This is a genomic window from Pseudomonas sp. GD04091 (assembly GCF_029836165.1).
Lineage (GTDB): Bacteria > Pseudomonadota > Gammaproteobacteria > Pseudomonadales > Pseudomonadaceae > Aquipseudomonas.
Genome location: NZ_JAOEBG010000006.1, coordinates 126,639 through 140,610, shown reverse-complemented (window position 1 = coordinate 140,610; position 13,972 = coordinate 126,639). Strand labels below are relative to the sequence as shown.

General features: G+C 60.3%; 17 protein-coding genes. 9 read left to right on the top strand and 8 right to left on the bottom strand.

The features are described 5' to 3' along the window. Positions 1-3: 3 nt before the first annotated feature. The 4 genes from N7422_RS10280 (at position 4) to N7422_RS10265 (ending at position 2,286) form a co-directional block, all read left to right on the top strand. Positions 4-519, top strand: a complete 516-nt coding sequence (locus N7422_RS10280) for a hypothetical protein (protein ID WP_279806416.1) — start codon at positions 4-6, stop codon at positions 517-519. 219 nt (positions 520-738) lie between these two features. After that, on the top strand, positions 739-1,431 hold the full coding sequence (locus N7422_RS10275) for a transposase (protein ID WP_279806415.1): 693 nt from the start codon (positions 739-741) through the stop codon (positions 1,429-1,431). 224 nt (positions 1,432-1,655) lie between these two features. Beyond that, positions 1,656-1,850 carry a hypothetical protein gene (locus N7422_RS10270; protein ID WP_279806414.1) on the top strand — a complete coding sequence of 65 codons (195 nt, stop codon included), beginning with the start codon at positions 1,656-1,658 and terminating at the stop codon, positions 1,848-1,850. Between the two features lies 1 nt (position 1,851). Next, positions 1,852-2,286 carry a hypothetical protein gene (locus N7422_RS10265; protein WP_279806413.1) on the top strand — a complete coding sequence of 145 codons (435 nt, stop codon included), beginning with the start codon at positions 1,852-1,854 and terminating at the stop codon, positions 2,284-2,286. Positions 2,287-2,992: 706 nt separating this feature from the next. Here the strand turns inward: N7422_RS10265 and N7422_RS10260 are convergent. Continuing rightward, on the bottom strand, positions 2,993-3,181 hold the full coding sequence (locus N7422_RS10260) for a hypothetical protein (RefSeq protein ID WP_279806412.1): 189 nt from the start codon (positions 3,179-3,181) through the stop codon (positions 2,993-2,995). A gap of 526 nt (positions 3,182-3,707) precedes the next feature. Here N7422_RS10260 and N7422_RS10255 point away from each other — a divergent pair. Next, positions 3,708-4,328, top strand: a complete 621-nt coding sequence (locus N7422_RS10255; RefSeq protein WP_279806411.1) for a LysE family translocator — start codon at positions 3,708-3,710, stop codon at positions 4,326-4,328. A gap of 59 nt (positions 4,329-4,387) precedes the next feature. Here the strand turns inward: N7422_RS10255 and nfi are convergent, their stop codons facing one another. Beyond that, positions 4,388-5,119, bottom strand: coding sequence for a deoxyribonuclease V (gene nfi, locus N7422_RS10250; RefSeq protein WP_279806410.1), 732 nt, complete (start codon positions 5,117-5,119; stop codon positions 4,388-4,390). A gap of 142 nt (positions 5,120-5,261) precedes the next feature. Between nfi and N7422_RS10245 the strand changes: the two genes are divergently transcribed. Then, positions 5,262-5,465, top strand: a complete 204-nt coding sequence (locus tag N7422_RS10245) for a hypothetical protein (RefSeq protein WP_279806409.1) — start codon at positions 5,262-5,264, stop codon at positions 5,463-5,465. 49 nt (positions 5,466-5,514) lie between these two features. Here N7422_RS10245 and N7422_RS10240 read toward each other — a convergent pair whose 3' ends face one another. The 5 genes from N7422_RS10240 to N7422_RS10220 form a co-directional block, all read right to left on the bottom strand. Next, positions 5,515-5,964 carry a GNAT family N-acetyltransferase gene (locus tag N7422_RS10240; protein ID WP_279806408.1) on the bottom strand — a complete coding sequence of 150 codons (450 nt, stop codon included), beginning with the start codon at positions 5,962-5,964 and terminating at the stop codon, positions 5,515-5,517. 35 nt (positions 5,965-5,999) lie between these two features. Beyond that, a complete protein-coding gene (locus N7422_RS10235) occupies positions 6,000-6,320 on the bottom strand; it encodes a helix-turn-helix domain-containing protein (protein ID WP_279806407.1) in 321 nt (106 codons plus the stop codon). Positions 6,321-6,668: 348 nt separating this feature from the next. Then, positions 6,669-7,241: a biliverdin-producing heme oxygenase gene (locus tag N7422_RS10230; protein ID WP_279806406.1), complete on the bottom strand. Its 573-nt coding sequence runs from the start codon at positions 7,239-7,241 to the stop codon at positions 6,669-6,671. Between the two features lie 138 nt (positions 7,242-7,379). Beyond that, a complete protein-coding gene (locus tag N7422_RS10225; protein WP_279806405.1) occupies positions 7,380-8,165 on the bottom strand; it encodes a sulfite exporter TauE/SafE family protein in 786 nt (261 codons plus the stop codon). A gap of 262 nt (positions 8,166-8,427) precedes the next feature. Next, positions 8,428-9,030 carry an XRE family transcriptional regulator gene (locus N7422_RS10220; RefSeq protein ID WP_279806404.1) on the bottom strand — a complete coding sequence of 201 codons (603 nt, stop codon included), beginning with the start codon at positions 9,028-9,030 and terminating at the stop codon, positions 8,428-8,430. Between the two features lie 114 nt (positions 9,031-9,144). Between N7422_RS10220 and N7422_RS10215 the strand changes: the two genes are divergently transcribed. From N7422_RS10215 to N7422_RS10205, 3 genes are all read left to right on the top strand, one after another. Further along, entirely contained in the window at positions 9,145-10,305 is a 1,161-nt protein-coding gene (locus tag N7422_RS10215) for an FAD-dependent oxidoreductase (protein ID WP_279806403.1), read from the top strand. Next, on the top strand, positions 10,295-10,666 hold the full coding sequence (locus N7422_RS10210; protein WP_279806402.1) for a RidA family protein: 372 nt from the start codon (positions 10,295-10,297) through the stop codon (positions 10,664-10,666). Before N7422_RS10215 ends, N7422_RS10210 begins: the two co-directional genes overlap by 11 nt. Before the next feature lie 99 nt (positions 10,667-10,765). Next, positions 10,766-11,830, top strand: coding sequence for a hypothetical protein (locus N7422_RS10205; RefSeq protein ID WP_279806401.1), 1,065 nt, complete (start codon positions 10,766-10,768; stop codon positions 11,828-11,830). 190 nt (positions 11,831-12,020) lie between these two features. Here N7422_RS10205 and mcpA read toward each other — a convergent pair whose 3' ends face one another. After that, the gene (mcpA, locus tag N7422_RS10200) at positions 12,021-13,907 is read right to left on the bottom strand and encodes a methyl-accepting chemotaxis protein McpA (RefSeq protein ID WP_279806400.1); all 1,887 of its coding nucleotides are present in this window, start codon (positions 13,905-13,907) and stop codon (positions 12,021-12,023) included. Positions 13,908-13,972: the final 65 nt, after the last annotated feature.

Below are 13,972 nucleotides of genomic sequence, written 5' to 3'. Positions count from 1 at the left end.
TATATGAGAAATTTATTCCCTGATTTGAGCTCTGACCTCGTTCCAGGTATATCGGCAGCAGGATTTTCTTTGGGTGAATCGTTTTCCGATGTTAGCGAAAAAGTTGGGGTGGTCGACTGGTACGGTCCTGAAGTACCTATCCGTGACATTCTCCTTAAAAGCCATGCTTGGATCGGAGTTAAGAGAAAGATAGGTTTTGGTAATGAGTTTTTATTATCATATCGCTTTATGAATGAGGCGGTCTCACTGTACTTCGAAAACAGCGGAAGACTTTATAGAGTTGCCGTGGGTGAAGGCTATTGCGGGAATTTTAATGGTGTTGGTGTGGGGGATGATCTTCGAGACTTAGAGAAAGAGTTTGAGATTTTATTTAATGATGTCGATGATGACTTTCTTCTAAAAGGAAGTGAAGGTATATTGACCGGAATTAGCTTTGTTACGGACTACAGAGCTTCATTGGAAGATGCGCCAGAACAAGTTATCAGGTTTATATCAATACATGATTGGTCCCTGCGGTAAAAGGACCGAAAAGGTGACAGATCTATTTTTCCTACTCTAATTTCGACCCTGTGGGGTGAAGGGGTTGTAGTCATGCAGAGTGGGCTGAGATTAGCGCAAAAAGGGGACAGATCTATTTTTCCTACTCTAATTTCGGCTTTTGCGGGATCGAATAGACGCGAGTAGTTGTGTCAGTCTCCAGCATCATCAACTGTTGAGATGACACGGGAGGATGCCTTCATGCCCAGGATGGGTCGAGTGCTGCTGCCACATTATCCGCACCACATCGTGCAGCGTGGCCACAACCGACAGGTTGTATTTGCGGAAGACACAGATTTTCAACGCTATTTGACCGATCTTAGAGATTTGAAAGATGCTTTTGACGTTAAGGTGTATGCGTACTGCTTGATGACCAATCATGTACACCTGTTGCTGGCTCCTGGCGATTCTTGTGCGGGGCTTAGCCAATTGATGAAGACGTTGGCGGCGCGGATGACGCGCTACCGCAACCGATTGGAGGGGCGTTCTGGTACCCTTTGGGAGAGTCGTTATAAATCCAGTATTGTGCAGTCCGACACCTATCTTTTGGCGTGTTGCCGCTATATAGAGTTAAACCCTGTCCGAGCAAGGCTTGTAGCTAACGCGGGGGACTATCCTTGGTCGAGCTACGCCGTCCGGGTGGGGATCGTGCAAGGGCAGAGCTGGCTGGACAACAATCCCTGCTTTGAGGCATTGGGGGAGACGGAGGCGCTCAGACGCCAGTGCTATGCCGAGTTTATTAGCCAGGCGGTATCGAGCGGAGAACTAAGCGTGATTCGAGAAGCCCTCCAGCGGGGGCAACTGACGGGTAACAATCGGTTTGTGGATGAGATCGAAATAATTACAGGGAAACGCATCGAGCGAAGGAAGCAGGGTAGACCGAAATTAGAGTAGGGGAAATAAATCCGTCCCCTTTTTCCCTTTCTAATTTCGACCCTGTGGGGTGAAGGGGTTGTGCAGTCATGCAGAACGGGCTGAAATTAGAGTAGAAAAATAGATCTGTCCCCTTTTGTCGCTTTTGTCGTTTTGTCGGAAATTAGAGTAGGGGAAATAAATCTGTCCCCTTTTTAGTCATAGTCTTTTTAGTCAACTATGCCCGTCGTCTGGATATCGCAGATGTGAATCTCCAGAAAGGTATTGAATATAAGATGGGGTATCAAACAGCGATGCAGTCCAATCTATGGGGAGTCGCTAGGGATAAAGTGTTGGTTGATCAAGGCTGGCAAGTCGAATGGGTATTTAGAGATCAAGCCTCCAAACCTTTGCTGGAGGCTTTGGAGAAAGCGGGTATTTCGACTAAAGTGGGGAATTGAATTGAATAAGGATGACGATTTATTTGAATATTGGTTGATGGGCATGGATGATGCCATTCACCGTTTTATATGCGGATTTCCTGTGGGGGATAGGCAGTGTTTCGACTATTCCTCAGAGTCGCTGGATTTTTTGGAGAGCTGGCTGCTCAACCGATATCAAAGTATTGAGGCGATGCGCCAGCAAGATCAGGCTGCAATGGTTGATGGCGCGGCCAGGTATGTGGGGCAGGTGTTTAGGCGGCACTTAGGTGGCAAATGGTTTATCGATAATGAGGATAAGAAGAATGTTTTTTATAAGCGTCCGCAACTTATCGGGATGAAGGGTCAGCTTGCACAGTTTAGTCCGCTCAGCATGGTGACTGCTTCTGTGGATCGTAATTTGGGTAGCTATATGAGCGGTGTGTTGAGGAAGTTAAAGGCTAATGCAGGCGTTTAGGGTGCTGTGTTGAGCGTGACGCTCTTTCAGGTGGCGCTGTGGCCGAGGGCAAGACTAGGAGTACTGCAAAAGCCTTTTCAGTGACATCATTGCTACGAAAAGGTGACAGATCTGAATGGCACTTACTTAACATGCTTCGGATGTCCATATTCCCTGAGTTCAGCCCTTGCTGATCGAGGAAGGGGACGGAAAAAGGGGACAGGAAAAAGGCAGGAAAAAGGAGGAAAAAGGGGGCGAGGAAAAAGCAAAAAGGTGACGGAAAAAGCAAAAAAGCAAAAAGGTGACAGATCTATTTTTCCTACTCTAATTTCGCCGTCTACGGGTCCGAAGGGATTGTAGAAAAAACAAATCTGTCCCCTTTTTCTGCTTTTTTCTCTATCGGTTTTGTTCTAGAGCGGCGCGTAATTTGTGGAAGCTTTTCTCGTCGATGTCAGTTTGTGGAAAATCTGAATAGTAAGTCTTTAAACCAACAAAATACTGTTGCGTGTTCGTGTGCTGCATCAAATATCCTATGGAGTTTACGTTAATCGAGAACTCGCGGTTGTCAATGTTAACTGTTACGTATGTCATGATGGTATGCCTTGAAAAGTTTGTTTTTTGTAGGTGTGGTAATGCACTGGGAGAGGCGTGGAAGGGTTTGGGTTCGAACCTTACTCGTACCTGTTGGCGGTCTTGCCCATCCCCTTAACAAGCAAACCTTCTACGGTCACTGTTTTTTGATTCCAAGTTTCGACTTCACGGCTTCGGTATTTTTCTTGTCAAGATTCCAGCCGTGCGGCTGTGTCCCGGTGTAAATCTGCGAGGTCCCGTCATCATTGGATTCAAGGTAAACGATGTCGTCAATGTTTATATCAATAGCGTTTACTTCGTCCACAGTTACGCTCACGATACCCATGATCTGTTCCTCTGTAGTTGAACTGCTGATGGTTCATAGGACGTATTGGCAATCAAACCAATGATGCCAGCACTCCAGTGGCGCCTATCAACGGCACTGCTGGGTGAAACGAACCTTACGATGATCATTGGCTCGGCGCTACTAGTAAAAATATCAGGTACGGGAGGCATAGCACTCAGTGCGTCCGTAACGGGTCACGCTTGACCCACGCTAGCTAGGGATGTTCCTAGGCTTTATACCAAAAGTGCCTACGCGACGATCCTGCTGCGTTGAAAACAGGCTCGGAATGCTCATTTACAACCAGTAAAGTCGAGCGCGACTCTGACCGTTCCTCGCCTGTTTTCGCCTTGCCTGATCGCCGTTTGGCGACTTCTCATACAAACTTTAAAAGAAGTGACGAAAAAGGTGACAGATCCACTTTGTTTTATGTGCCCTTCTTATCGACAAGAGCATAGGCAGTGCGCGTCGTTTGCACGCCGTGCGTCCATGCTAACCTGCGCCTATTTCCCTTGAGATGTCCATTCCCATGTCCATCGCCGACAACCTGATTGCCTTTACCTTCGCGGCTACGCTGCTGACCCTGACACCGGGCCTCGACACGGCCTTGATCCTGCGTACCGCGACGATGGAAGGCCGTCGCCAGGGGTTCCGCGCAGCGTTGGGTATCAATGCCGGTTGCCTGCTATGGGGCGCGGCTGTTGCTTTCGGCTTGGGTGCATTGATTGCCGTGTCCGAGTTGGCCTACGACATTCTCAAGTATTCGGGTGCCGCCTACCTCACTTGGCTGGGCGTGAACATGCTGCTTCGCCCACGTCACTCCCTGGCGGCGGCAGGCGAAGACGCGCAACCGCAAGCCAATTGGTTTCTCAAGGGGATGATGGGCAACCTGTTGAATCCCAAGGTCGGGATCTTCTATGTATCGTTTCTGCCGCAATTCATACCGCCAGGCCAGCCGCTGGTGGCCTGGACCTTCGGTTTGGTGAGCATTCACGTGGTACTAGGCCTGCTCTGGTCAGTGATATTGATCAACGCGACACGTCCAATGGCGGGCCTGCTTCGCCGTGAAAAGGTGATCAAGTGGATGGATCGCGCAACGGGGCTGGTCTTCGTCTTCTTTGCCGCGCGGCTTGCCTTTAGCCGGCGCTGAAACGCTAGCGTCTTCCTGCGTTATCCGTGGCCTGGCTTTCAGGCCGGGCGCAACGGGCCTTACGCGTTTTCCAATGTCTGAAACTGCCGCCCAAACTGATCGGCCTGTCGTGTCGTTTCAGGCAGTCGATAATGCGGGGCAAGTTCCAGCACCCAATGGCATGCCGTTGCCAGGCACACCCGATGCCCGATGGAAACGAAAATCGGCTTGATGCCTTCCTGCGTGCGCAGCACCGCGCCGATGACCTCTTCGCCATCCACAAGCGGCGCCTGGCTGCCGCGAGCGGCGCCTGGGGCCTGGTATTCGCCGACGTAGCGAGTTTTACCGCAGCCGATGGTAGGGATATCGAACAACACGCCCAGGTGCGAGGCCAGCCCGAGGCGGCGGGGATGGGCGAGGCCCTGGCCGTCGCAGACGATGAGGTCGGGGCGGTGCTGCATGGTCGCGAGCAGTTCGAGGATCGGCGGCAGTTCGCGGAACGAGAACAGCCCCGGCACGTAGGCGAAACAGGCCTTGCCTGCGACGGCGCGTTGCTCGATCACTTCGAGGGTCTGCGCGTCGAGGATCACGATGCTGGCGATCAGCGTATCGGCATCCTTGTGGTAGGCAACGTCGATACCGGCGACGCGGACCACAGGGCCAAGCCGGTCGATCTTCTCCACACGCCCGGCCAGGCGTTGCTGGATCGTGATGGCTTCGTCGGGACTGACGCCCCAGGCGTGCTGTATGACCGGTTGCATGAGGGGCGCATCCTTGCAGTGAGTTGAACAAACGGCGGCGTGATCATACACGGGCGTAGTTTGTGGGGGATATCTTAGGGCTTCCCCTATACCGCGTAGGCCAATTTCCCAAGCATGATTTCGCGGCCTGCAAAAGGTTGTCCTTGTCTGTCGCACTCCTTAGTCCCGCCCCTGCCACGACGCCCATCCCCCTATGTTCTCCGTCTACGCTGGCATCGATGGCGAGGACGCGCTGGTCTGCGCCGTGGCGGCGCTCCAGACGGCCTATGAAACCAATGCCACGGCCCTGGAGAAAGCCAGCGAACCGCTGCGCAGCCTGCTGGTGGCCACGGAGAACTCTTTGGAAAAGCGGCTGGCGCTGGCTTCGGCGGTGCTGGAGGGAATAGAGCGGGGCTAGAGAACATGCCGCAAGGGCCGCCGGTGCGGCCCGATCCTGTGGCGGTCGGTCAGTGATCGAGCATCTTGTGATAGGTCACGAAGTCCCGCTCCGCTTCATAGCCCAGCGACTCGTACAGCGCCTGGGCCGCCAGGTTGGTCCTGGCGGTATCCAGGCTCAATCGCTGCGCGCCCTCGGCGCGGAAGATCTCGCTCAGCCGCTGCATCAGGTAGCGCGCATGTCCACCTCTGCGGGCATGCGGCGCGACGAACAGGTCATACAGCCAGTAGAAGCGCTTCATCGCCAGCGAGCAGGTCGCCGGGTACAACTGGGCGAACGCGATGGCCTGGTCGTTGTTGTCCAGCAGCAGGTAGATGCGCGAGTTGCCGGTTTCGAGGTTGGCCTGCAGGAAGGCGCGGGCGGCGGGCAGGTCATCTACCTCCTGGTAGAACAGGCGGTACTGGTTGAAGAGGTCTGCGGCGGCGTCGAGGTGTTGCAGTTCACAGGCAATGACATTCATGTCGGGGCTCGCTTTCAGGCTATCCAATGCCCTGGTCATACGGGGCGGTCTTGCAGCACTTCACGAAATACATCGGGGCGCGCGGCGGCGATATGGAGCAGCGACCTTGCCGCGCCCGACGGTGTGCGACGACCTTGCTCCCACTCCTGCAGCGTGCGAACCGAGACGCCCAGCAGTTGGGCGAACCTGGACTGGGAAAGCCCGGTTTTACTGCGGGCCGCCGCCGCTTCGGTCAGTTCGATCTGGCGTACCGCGCCATGCCGCCCGGCTTTGACATCGCGAAGGGACTGCAGCAATTCTTCGCCGATGTTACGGCTGGCGTCGCGCTGCTGCAGTTCTTTTTCATTCATGGGCATGGGGCCACAGTTTGGTGAAGAGTGGAGATTCAATGATCGACAGCATAGCGCTTCCTTACGTCTTTGACGTAGAGGTTTTGCTATGAGCTGTCGAGTTTCAAAAGCGCAAGGCTGTTTCTAGCGATTGCAGGTCACTGCCGTAGATCCGACAGTATTCTGCAACCCGCCATGATGCCTGCCCCACGCTCACCCAGCCAGGCGAGGGTCTTCCAGGCTGGCCAGGCCGACCAACGCGCGACGTGACATATCGGTCATGCTGCAACTTCCCTGTTGTAGTGGGTTACTTCAGGGAACGAGATGCCGGTGTTTCGATCAAGGGTGGCAGATGGCTTTCATGACTAGTTGTCGCTAGGGGAGCAGCACGCGTCGCTCATCGAGCCATTGCTCGAAACAGGCGAAGGTTGCGACTGCAGCCTGTACCGAGCGGGTCTGGGCACGCTCGGAGTAAGGAGCCGCAGTCAGTCGAGCGAGAAAGCCGCGCCAATGCGCGCCGGTGAGCGGGCCGTAGACATCGAGAAAGGCAGCGCCCGTGTCGCCATCGATACCGAGGCGCTCGGCCATGGCGCGCTTGAGCACCTGGCCGCCGAGGGTGGAGCCTTCCAGCACGTACATCACGCCGAGCGCGCTGGCTTCGTCGGCGATGGTCGGCAGCACCTGGCACTGGGGCAAGGTATCGATCGGCAGGGCCAGGGCGCGCAGGTCCCGCGCCAGGGCTGGGGCCTTGCTGCGGTCGGCGGTTTGGTGATTGCTCAGGGCTCGGTCCAGCGGTGCGTAAAAGCCGTGGTAGGCACCGAGCAGGTTGCCGTAGGCCGTCAGGTCGAACCCGGTGCTGAAGAACGGCAGGCGTGCTTCCAGTTGCTGGTGGTGGGTACGGGTGCCTTCGCGCAGGGCGAGCAGGAGCGGGCTGGTGTTTTCGGGCATGGGCGAGGTTCTGGCGGTTCGAGGGTCGATAGTGCCAGCTTTTCCTCGTCGAGACAGCTTGCTCGTGAGCACCGGCAGAGCCGGTGTCATGCCTCGCGCGGGCTGCTTCGCGGGCAAGCCCGCTCCCACAGGGGCAGCTCAGAACGCCAGTTTGTACCCGATCAGCAGCAGCATGGTCGCCAGGCACGGGCGCAGCACGCGGTCGGACACGCGCCCGGTGAGGTGGCTGCCCAGGTAGATCCCCGGCAGCGAGCCCAGCAGCAGGTAGCCCAGCAGCGACCAGTCCATGTTGCCCATGCCGGCGTGGCCCAGGCCGGCCACCAGGGTCAGCGGCACGGCGTGGGCGATCTCGGTGCCGACCAGGCGGCGGGTGACCAGGAACGGGTAGAGCAGGAACAGCGCCACGGTGCCCAGGGCGCCGGCGCCGATGGAGGTCAGGGTGACCATCACGCCCAGCACCACGCCGGTGATGACGGTGAGGAGGTTCAGGCTGCGGTCGCTGAGGTGGTAGTGATCGCCGGCGTGCTTGCTGGCGAAGGCCTGCAGGCGCGACTTGAACAGGATCGCCAGGGCGGTGAGGATCAGCACCACCGCCAGGCCCTGCTTGATGATGGCGTTGAGCGCCGAGGTGTCGGCGTGCAGGGTGCTGAGGAACCACAGGGTCAGCGCGGCCGCCGGGACGCTGCCCAGGCTCAGCCAGCCGGTGATCTTCCAGTCGATGTTCTTGTTGCGGCCATGCACCCAGACGCCACTGGCCTTGGTGATGGCGGCGTAGAGCAGGTCGGTGCCCACGGCGGTGGCTGGGTTGATGCCGAACCACAGCAGGATCGGGGTCATCAGCGAACCGCCGCCGACGCCGGTCATGCCGACGATGAAGCCTACAACCAGTCCCGCAAGGGTGAAACCGAAAGAACCTACATCCATACGCTACTCGACGCCCAGCTTGCCCGTGATCGGATGGGTGCCAGCATATAGATTTTTTTATAGCCAAATAGACTTGTTCGTTATTAGGTTATAACCGGTCCTTTGTATCTGCTGGCTTCGTGTAGGAGCGGCCTTGCGTCGCGAAAGGGCCGCAAAGCGGCCCCGGCGATTTTTGCTTAAACGCCGAAATCCTGGGGCCGCTCCGCGCCCCTTTCGCGACGCAAGGCCGCTCCTACAGGGGGATGACTAACCCCCAGGCGTTTCAGCGATCGGTCATCACCACCATCACCTGCGCATCACCGCCATCCTCGCTTTCCGACAGGTAGATATGCCCCACCTGGCTGTCGAAGTAAGCCGTCTCCTGCGGCCCGATGCTGACCGCCTCGCCAGTCTCGAACTCGATGCGCACCCGCCCGCTGATGACCATGGCGAACTCCTGGCCGGGGTGGCGGATGAAGTCGTCGAACTGGCCGCGTTCGCGGGCGATGATGCGGGCATAGGCGGGTGTCATGCGCCGTTCGGGGAAGGCGCCGGCGATCGGGTAGTAGTCGTAGGTGCCGGTGGAATAGCCGGCCACCGCGGCCAGCGAGTCGACCACCACGGTGGCCGGTTGCGGCGTGCCGACGGCGCCGCTGGCGCGAAACAGCTGGGCGATGTCCAGGTTCAGGGCACGGGCGGCGGCAGCCAGTTTCTCGTAGCTCACCGAGACCTGCGCCAACTCCATCTTCGACAGGGTGGACACCGGCACGCCGCTGAGTGCCGACAATTGCTTGAGCGTCATGTGCCGGGCCTTGCGCACCTGGCGCAGGCGTGCGCCGACTTCGCTGCGGTCGAGTGAGGGGCGGGCGGTAGGCGCGTCGGACATCGGGGCTCTCAGGCGGGTCTTTGGTCGGGCATCTTACCTTGTCGGCTTGCGCAATCCGAAATTCTCATATATTAGAATTCTCACAAATGATAATTAAGCGATGCAGGAGCGTGCATGGGACAGCTTCACGACATTCTGATCATCGGTGCCGGCATCGCCGGCGCCTCTCTGGGCTATCGGCTGGCCGGCCAGCGCCAGGTGCTGATGCTCGAGCGCGAGGCGCAGCCGGGGTATCACTCGACCGGGCGCTCGGCGGCGATGTTCATGGAGGCCTACGGCACGCCACAGATCCAGGCCCTGACCCGTGCCAGCCGAGCGTTCTACGAACAGCCGCCAGCGGGCTTTGCCGAACACCCATTGCTCGAACCCCGCGGCTGCCTGTATGTCGCCAGCCACGAACAGCGTCATCTGCTCGAAACCACCTACGCCCAGAATCTGGCCAACGGCACCGCCGTCAGCCTGCTCGACAGCGCGGCGGCGCTCGAGCTGGTGCCGAGCCTGCGCGGCGAGCTGCTGGCCGGTGCCGTGCACGAGACCGGGGCGATGGACCTGGACGTGCATGCCCTGCACCAGGGCTTCCTGCGCGGCTTTCGCCAGGCCGGTGGCGAGCTGCGCTGCAATGCCGAGCTGGTGCAGGCGCACCATCTGGATGACCTGTGGCATATCGAGTTGGCCGACGGCAGCCGCCTGCGCGCGCGGCAGCTGGTCAATGCCGCCGGCGCCTGGGCCGATCGGGTGGCCGAGCAGTGCGGGGTCGACACGGTCGGCCTGCAACCCTGCCGGCGCAGCGCGTTCACTTTCCCCGGCCCTGCACAACACGATTTCGCCCGCTGGCCGGCGGTGATCGGTGTCGACGAAAGCTTCTACTTCAAGCCCGACGCCGGGCAGTTGCTCGGTTCGCCAGCCAATGCCGATCCGGTCGAGCCTCAGGACGCTGCGCCGGAAGAACTGGACCTGGCCCTGGGGATCTACAACATCGAGGCCATGACCACCCTGCAGATCCGCCGCCCCAGCCACAGCTGGGCGGGCCTGCGTTCGTTCGTCGCCGACGGCGACCTGGTGATCGGCTTCGATCCGGTTTCACCCGCGTTCTTCTGGCTGGCCGCCCAGGGTGGCTACGGCATCCAGTCCGCCGCCGGGGCCTCGCGCCTGGCGGCCGACCTGTTGCTGGGCCAGCCATTGTGTTCCAGCCTTGTTCGCCAAGGGGTCGAGCCGGCACGGCTGTCCCCGGCACGTTTCAATCAACCCAATGTGGAGCTTTCCCATGAGCAATGACATTCAGCGTTTCCCCAGCAGCCTGCCATTCCCGTTTTCCCGCGCCGTGAAGGCCGGGGGCTTTCTGTTCCTGTCCGGCCAGGTGCCGATGAGCCCGTCCGGCGAGGTGGTACGCGGGGATATCCAGGCGCAGACCCGGGCCGCCTGCGAGCGTATCGCCGAGAGCCTGGCAGCTTGCGGCGCGCGCTTCGACCAGGTGGTGAAGTGCACCGTGTGGCTGTCGGCCATGGATCATTTCGCCGGCTTCAACGAGGTGTACAAGGAGTTCTTCGGCGCGGCGCTGCCGGTGCGCTCGACGGTGGCTTCGGCCCTGGCACTGGGCGTGGATGTAGAGATCGAGGTGCAGGCCTATATCGGCTGATACCGGTGGGAGCGGCTTTAGCCGCGAACACCGGCGCAGCCGGTGCCAGGCAGCGCGTCGCTCAATTGCCCGACACAAAAATAAAAACCAGAGGTGCACATGCAAGAGCAGCTGAAGATAGCCGGCGCTTTCGTCGGCGTGATCGTAGGGGCGGGCTTCGCGTCCGGGCGGGAACTGCTGTTGTTCTTCGTCGATTTCGGCGTCTGGGGCCTGGTCGGCGCGCTGGTCAGCGCCGCGCTGTTCACCTTTCTCGGCATGGCCCTGGCGGGGCTGGGAAATCGTCTCAAGGCCACTTCGCACAAAGAGGTGATCCAGGCCATCTGCGGTCGGCACCTGGGCGTGCTGGTCGATTGGCTCATCACCTTCTTCATGTTCGGCGTGACCGTGGTCATGCTCGCCGGTGGCGGCGCGCTGCTCGAACAGCAGTTCGGCATCCCGGCGTTGACCGGTAGTGTGCTGGTCACCGTGCTGGTGGTGGCCATCGTCTGCCTGGATGTGCAGAAGGTGATGGTGGCCATCGGCGCGATCACCCCGCTGCTGATCCTGGTGGCCTCGGCCATCGCACTGTATGCGGTGTGCACCCGCAGCCTGAGTTTCGCGGCGCTCGACCAGGTGGCCAGCCAGCAGGAGGCCGGTGCTCACCACTGGTTGCTCGGGGCGTTCCTGTATGTGTCCTACAACATCGTGGCCGGTGCGCCGATCCTGGCGATCCTCGGTGGTTCGGCGCGCAACGGGCGGGCCGCCGTGGTCGGCGGCCTGCTCGGCGGCGCGGCGCTGGGCGGGTTGATGCTGGTGATGAGCGCCGGCTTGCTGTCGCGCCTGGACAGTGTCGCGGCGCTGCCGATGCCGATGCTGTCGATCGCCGGCGAGGTGTCGCCGCTGCTGGGGCTGGTGATGTGCCTGATCATCTTCGGGATGATCGTCAACACGGCGGTGGGCACGCTGTTCTCGTTCCTGTCGCGGTTGCTGCCGGCGGGCACGGCCAGGTTCCGCTGGGGCTCGGTGGTGGCCGGTGGGGTAGGGTTCATCTGCAGCCTGGTGGGGTTCATCAGCCTGGTGGGGCAGGTGTATCCATTGTTCGGCTATCTGGGCCTGGTGCTGATGGCGGCGGTGCTGGTGGGGTGGTTGCGACGCGGGCGGGGAGGCAAGGTGGTCGCGGCCTGAGTGTCATTGCTTTCAAGGTTCTGCGATTTTTGGGATTTGGCTGTTCCGACTGAAGGTTGCCGGGGTCGCTTTGCGACCCTTTCGCGACACGAGGCCGCTCCTACAAGGGGCCGCGGTCGCCTGTAGGAGCGGCCTTGCCGAGGCGTCGGACCGGCCGGAAAGGGCTGGGCCTGAGGGCCGGGGCGGCAGGTCAGATGCGGAAGCTGCCCACCAGTTGCTTCAGGCGCCCGGCCTGCTGGCTCAGGGCGTCGCAGTGGCGCAGGGTTTCGTTGAGGTTCTCCACCCCTTGCTGGTTCAGCGCGTTGATCTGGGTGATGTCCAGGTTCAGGCTCTCGACCACGGCGGTCTGCTCCTCGGTGGCGGTGGCCACCGACTGGTTCATGCCGTCGATCTCGCCGATGCGCTGGGTGACGCTGGCCAGGCGCTCGCCGGCCTCGTTGGCCACCTGCACGGTCTCCTCGCTGGACACCTGGCTGGTGTTCATGGTGTGCACTGCCTCGCGCGAGCCCACCTGCAGGCTGGTGATCATGCGGTGGATCTCTTCGGCCGATTCCTGGGTGCGGTGGGCCAGGTTGCGCACTTCGTCGGCGACCACGGCGAAGCCACGGCCGGCTTCACCGGCACGGGCGGCCTCGATCGCGGCGTTGAGCGCCAGCAGGTTGGTCTGCTGGGAGATGCCCTTGATCACGTCGAGGATCTTGCCGATCTCGTCGGTGCTGGCGTTGAGGGTCTCGATCTGCTCGCAGGATTCGCTGATGCGCTCGGACAGCGCGGTCATGGCGCTGATGGCTTCTTCCACCACCTGGCGGCCACCGTTGGCCTGCTCGCTGGCGCCGCTGGCGTGCTGCGAGGCGTCGGCGGCGTTGCGCGCGATCTCCTGGGTGGCGGCGCCCAGTTCGTTGATCGCCGCAGCGACGCTGTTGGTGCGCATGCTCTGTTCTTCGGAGCCGGTGAGCGAGGCGTTGGAGGCGACCACCACTTTCTCCGACAGGTCATGCACCAGGCGGGTGGCCGAGGACACTTCGCTGATGGAGGCGTGAATACGCTCGACGAAGCGGTTGAACGAGGTGGCCAGCTCGCCGAACTCGTCCTTGCGCTCCACGCTCAGGCGGCGGGTCAAGTCGCCTTCGCCTTCGGCGATGTCCTGCATGGCACGGCCCATGGTGGTCAGCGGACGCATCAGCACCGGGATCAGCAGGCCCAGCAGGCCGGCGATGACGGCCACGGCGATGAGCATGGCGATGATCGCCGAGGTGCGGAACTGGCTGAGCGGGGCGTAGGCCTTGTCCTTGTCGATGGACAGGCCGATGTACCACTGCGCCGACGGCAGGCCGTCCACCGGGGCAAAGGAGATGATGCGGTCCTTGCCGTCGAGGGTGACTTCCTGGATGCCGGGTTCGACCCGCAGCGGCGAGCCTGGGTAGATGTCCTTGAGGTTCTTCATCACCCGGTCCTTGTCCGGGCTGACGATGACCATGCCGCTGCGGTCGACCAGGAAGGCGTGGCCGATGCCGCCGAAGTCCACGGCGTTGATGATGTCCACCAGGGTGTTCAGGCTCAGGTCGCCGCCCACCACGCCGAGCAGTTCGCCGTTGCTGCGGGCCTTGACCGGCATGGCGATGGTCACCACCAGCCCGCCGACCGCAGCCATGTACGGTGGGGTGAGCATGGTCTGGTTGGCGGTCACGGCCTGGGTGTACCAGGGGCGCTGGCGTGGGTCGTAGCCGTCGGGCATCTTCGCGTCGGGGCGCTGGGTGAACAGGCCGGTGTTCTGGCCGAAGTAGGTGAACTGGAAGTTGCTGGTGTACGACGGCTGGTCGACCAGGCCCGGCACGTTGCTGCCGGCGCCTTGCTGGGCGATGTCCTGGGCCAGGTTCTCCAGCACCAGGATGCGCCCGTTCATCCAGTTCTGCACGCTGCTGGCGGTCTGCGCGCCGGCCTGGCGCACCGACGACTCGATGCTCTGGCGGATGGTGTTGCGTTGCAGGTAGTCGTTGTAGAGGGTGAACAGCGCGAAGGCCAGGACAACGACGGCGCAGGCACTGAGCAGGATCTTGTGGCGGAATTTCAGGTTCATGTTTCGAGACCTTGAGCCAGTGAAGGAAGGGCGCCGCGTGCTTGTGGCACGAAGGGCGGAGCCTG

Excerpts from the sequence above, each read along its gene's own strand:
- N7422_RS10280 (WP_279806416.1), top strand. The coding sequence starts at position 4 with ATGAGAAATTTATTCCCTGATTTGAGCTCTGACCTCGTTCCAGGTATA.
- N7422_RS10275 (WP_279806415.1), top strand. The coding sequence starts at position 739 with ATGCCCAGGATGGGTCGAGTGCTGCTGCCACATTATCCGCACCACATC.
- N7422_RS10260 (WP_279806412.1), bottom strand. The coding sequence starts at position 3,181 with ATGGGTATCGTGAGCGTAACTGTGGACGAAGTAAACGCTATTGATATA.
- N7422_RS10255 (WP_279806411.1), top strand. The coding sequence starts at position 3,708 with ATGTCCATCGCCGACAACCTGATTGCCTTTACCTTCGCGGCTACGCTG.
- N7422_RS10245 (WP_279806409.1), top strand. The coding sequence starts at position 5,262 with ATGTTCTCCGTCTACGCTGGCATCGATGGCGAGGACGCGCTGGTCTGC.
- N7422_RS10240 (WP_279806408.1), bottom strand. The coding sequence starts at position 5,964 with ATGAATGTCATTGCCTGTGAACTGCAACACCTCGACGCCGCCGCAGAC.
- N7422_RS10235 (WP_279806407.1), bottom strand. The coding sequence starts at position 6,320 with ATGCCCATGAATGAAAAAGAACTGCAGCAGCGCGACGCCAGCCGTAAC.
- N7422_RS10230 (WP_279806406.1), bottom strand. The coding sequence starts at position 7,241 with ATGCCCGAAAACACCAGCCCGCTCCTGCTCGCCCTGCGCGAAGGCACC.
- N7422_RS10225 (WP_279806405.1), bottom strand. The coding sequence starts at position 8,165 with ATGGATGTAGGTTCTTTCGGTTTCACCCTTGCGGGACTGGTTGTAGGC.
- N7422_RS10220 (WP_279806404.1), bottom strand. The coding sequence starts at position 9,030 with ATGTCCGACGCGCCTACCGCCCGCCCCTCACTCGACCGCAGCGAAGTC.
- N7422_RS10215 (WP_279806403.1), top strand. The coding sequence starts at position 9,145 with ATGGGACAGCTTCACGACATTCTGATCATCGGTGCCGGCATCGCCGGC.
- N7422_RS10210 (WP_279806402.1), top strand. The coding sequence starts at position 10,295 with ATGAGCAATGACATTCAGCGTTTCCCCAGCAGCCTGCCATTCCCGTTT.
- N7422_RS10205 (WP_279806401.1), top strand. The coding sequence starts at position 10,766 with ATGCAAGAGCAGCTGAAGATAGCCGGCGCTTTCGTCGGCGTGATCGTA.
- mcpA (WP_279806400.1), bottom strand. The coding sequence starts at position 13,907 with ATGAACCTGAAATTCCGCCACAAGATCCTGCTCAGTGCCTGCGCCGTC.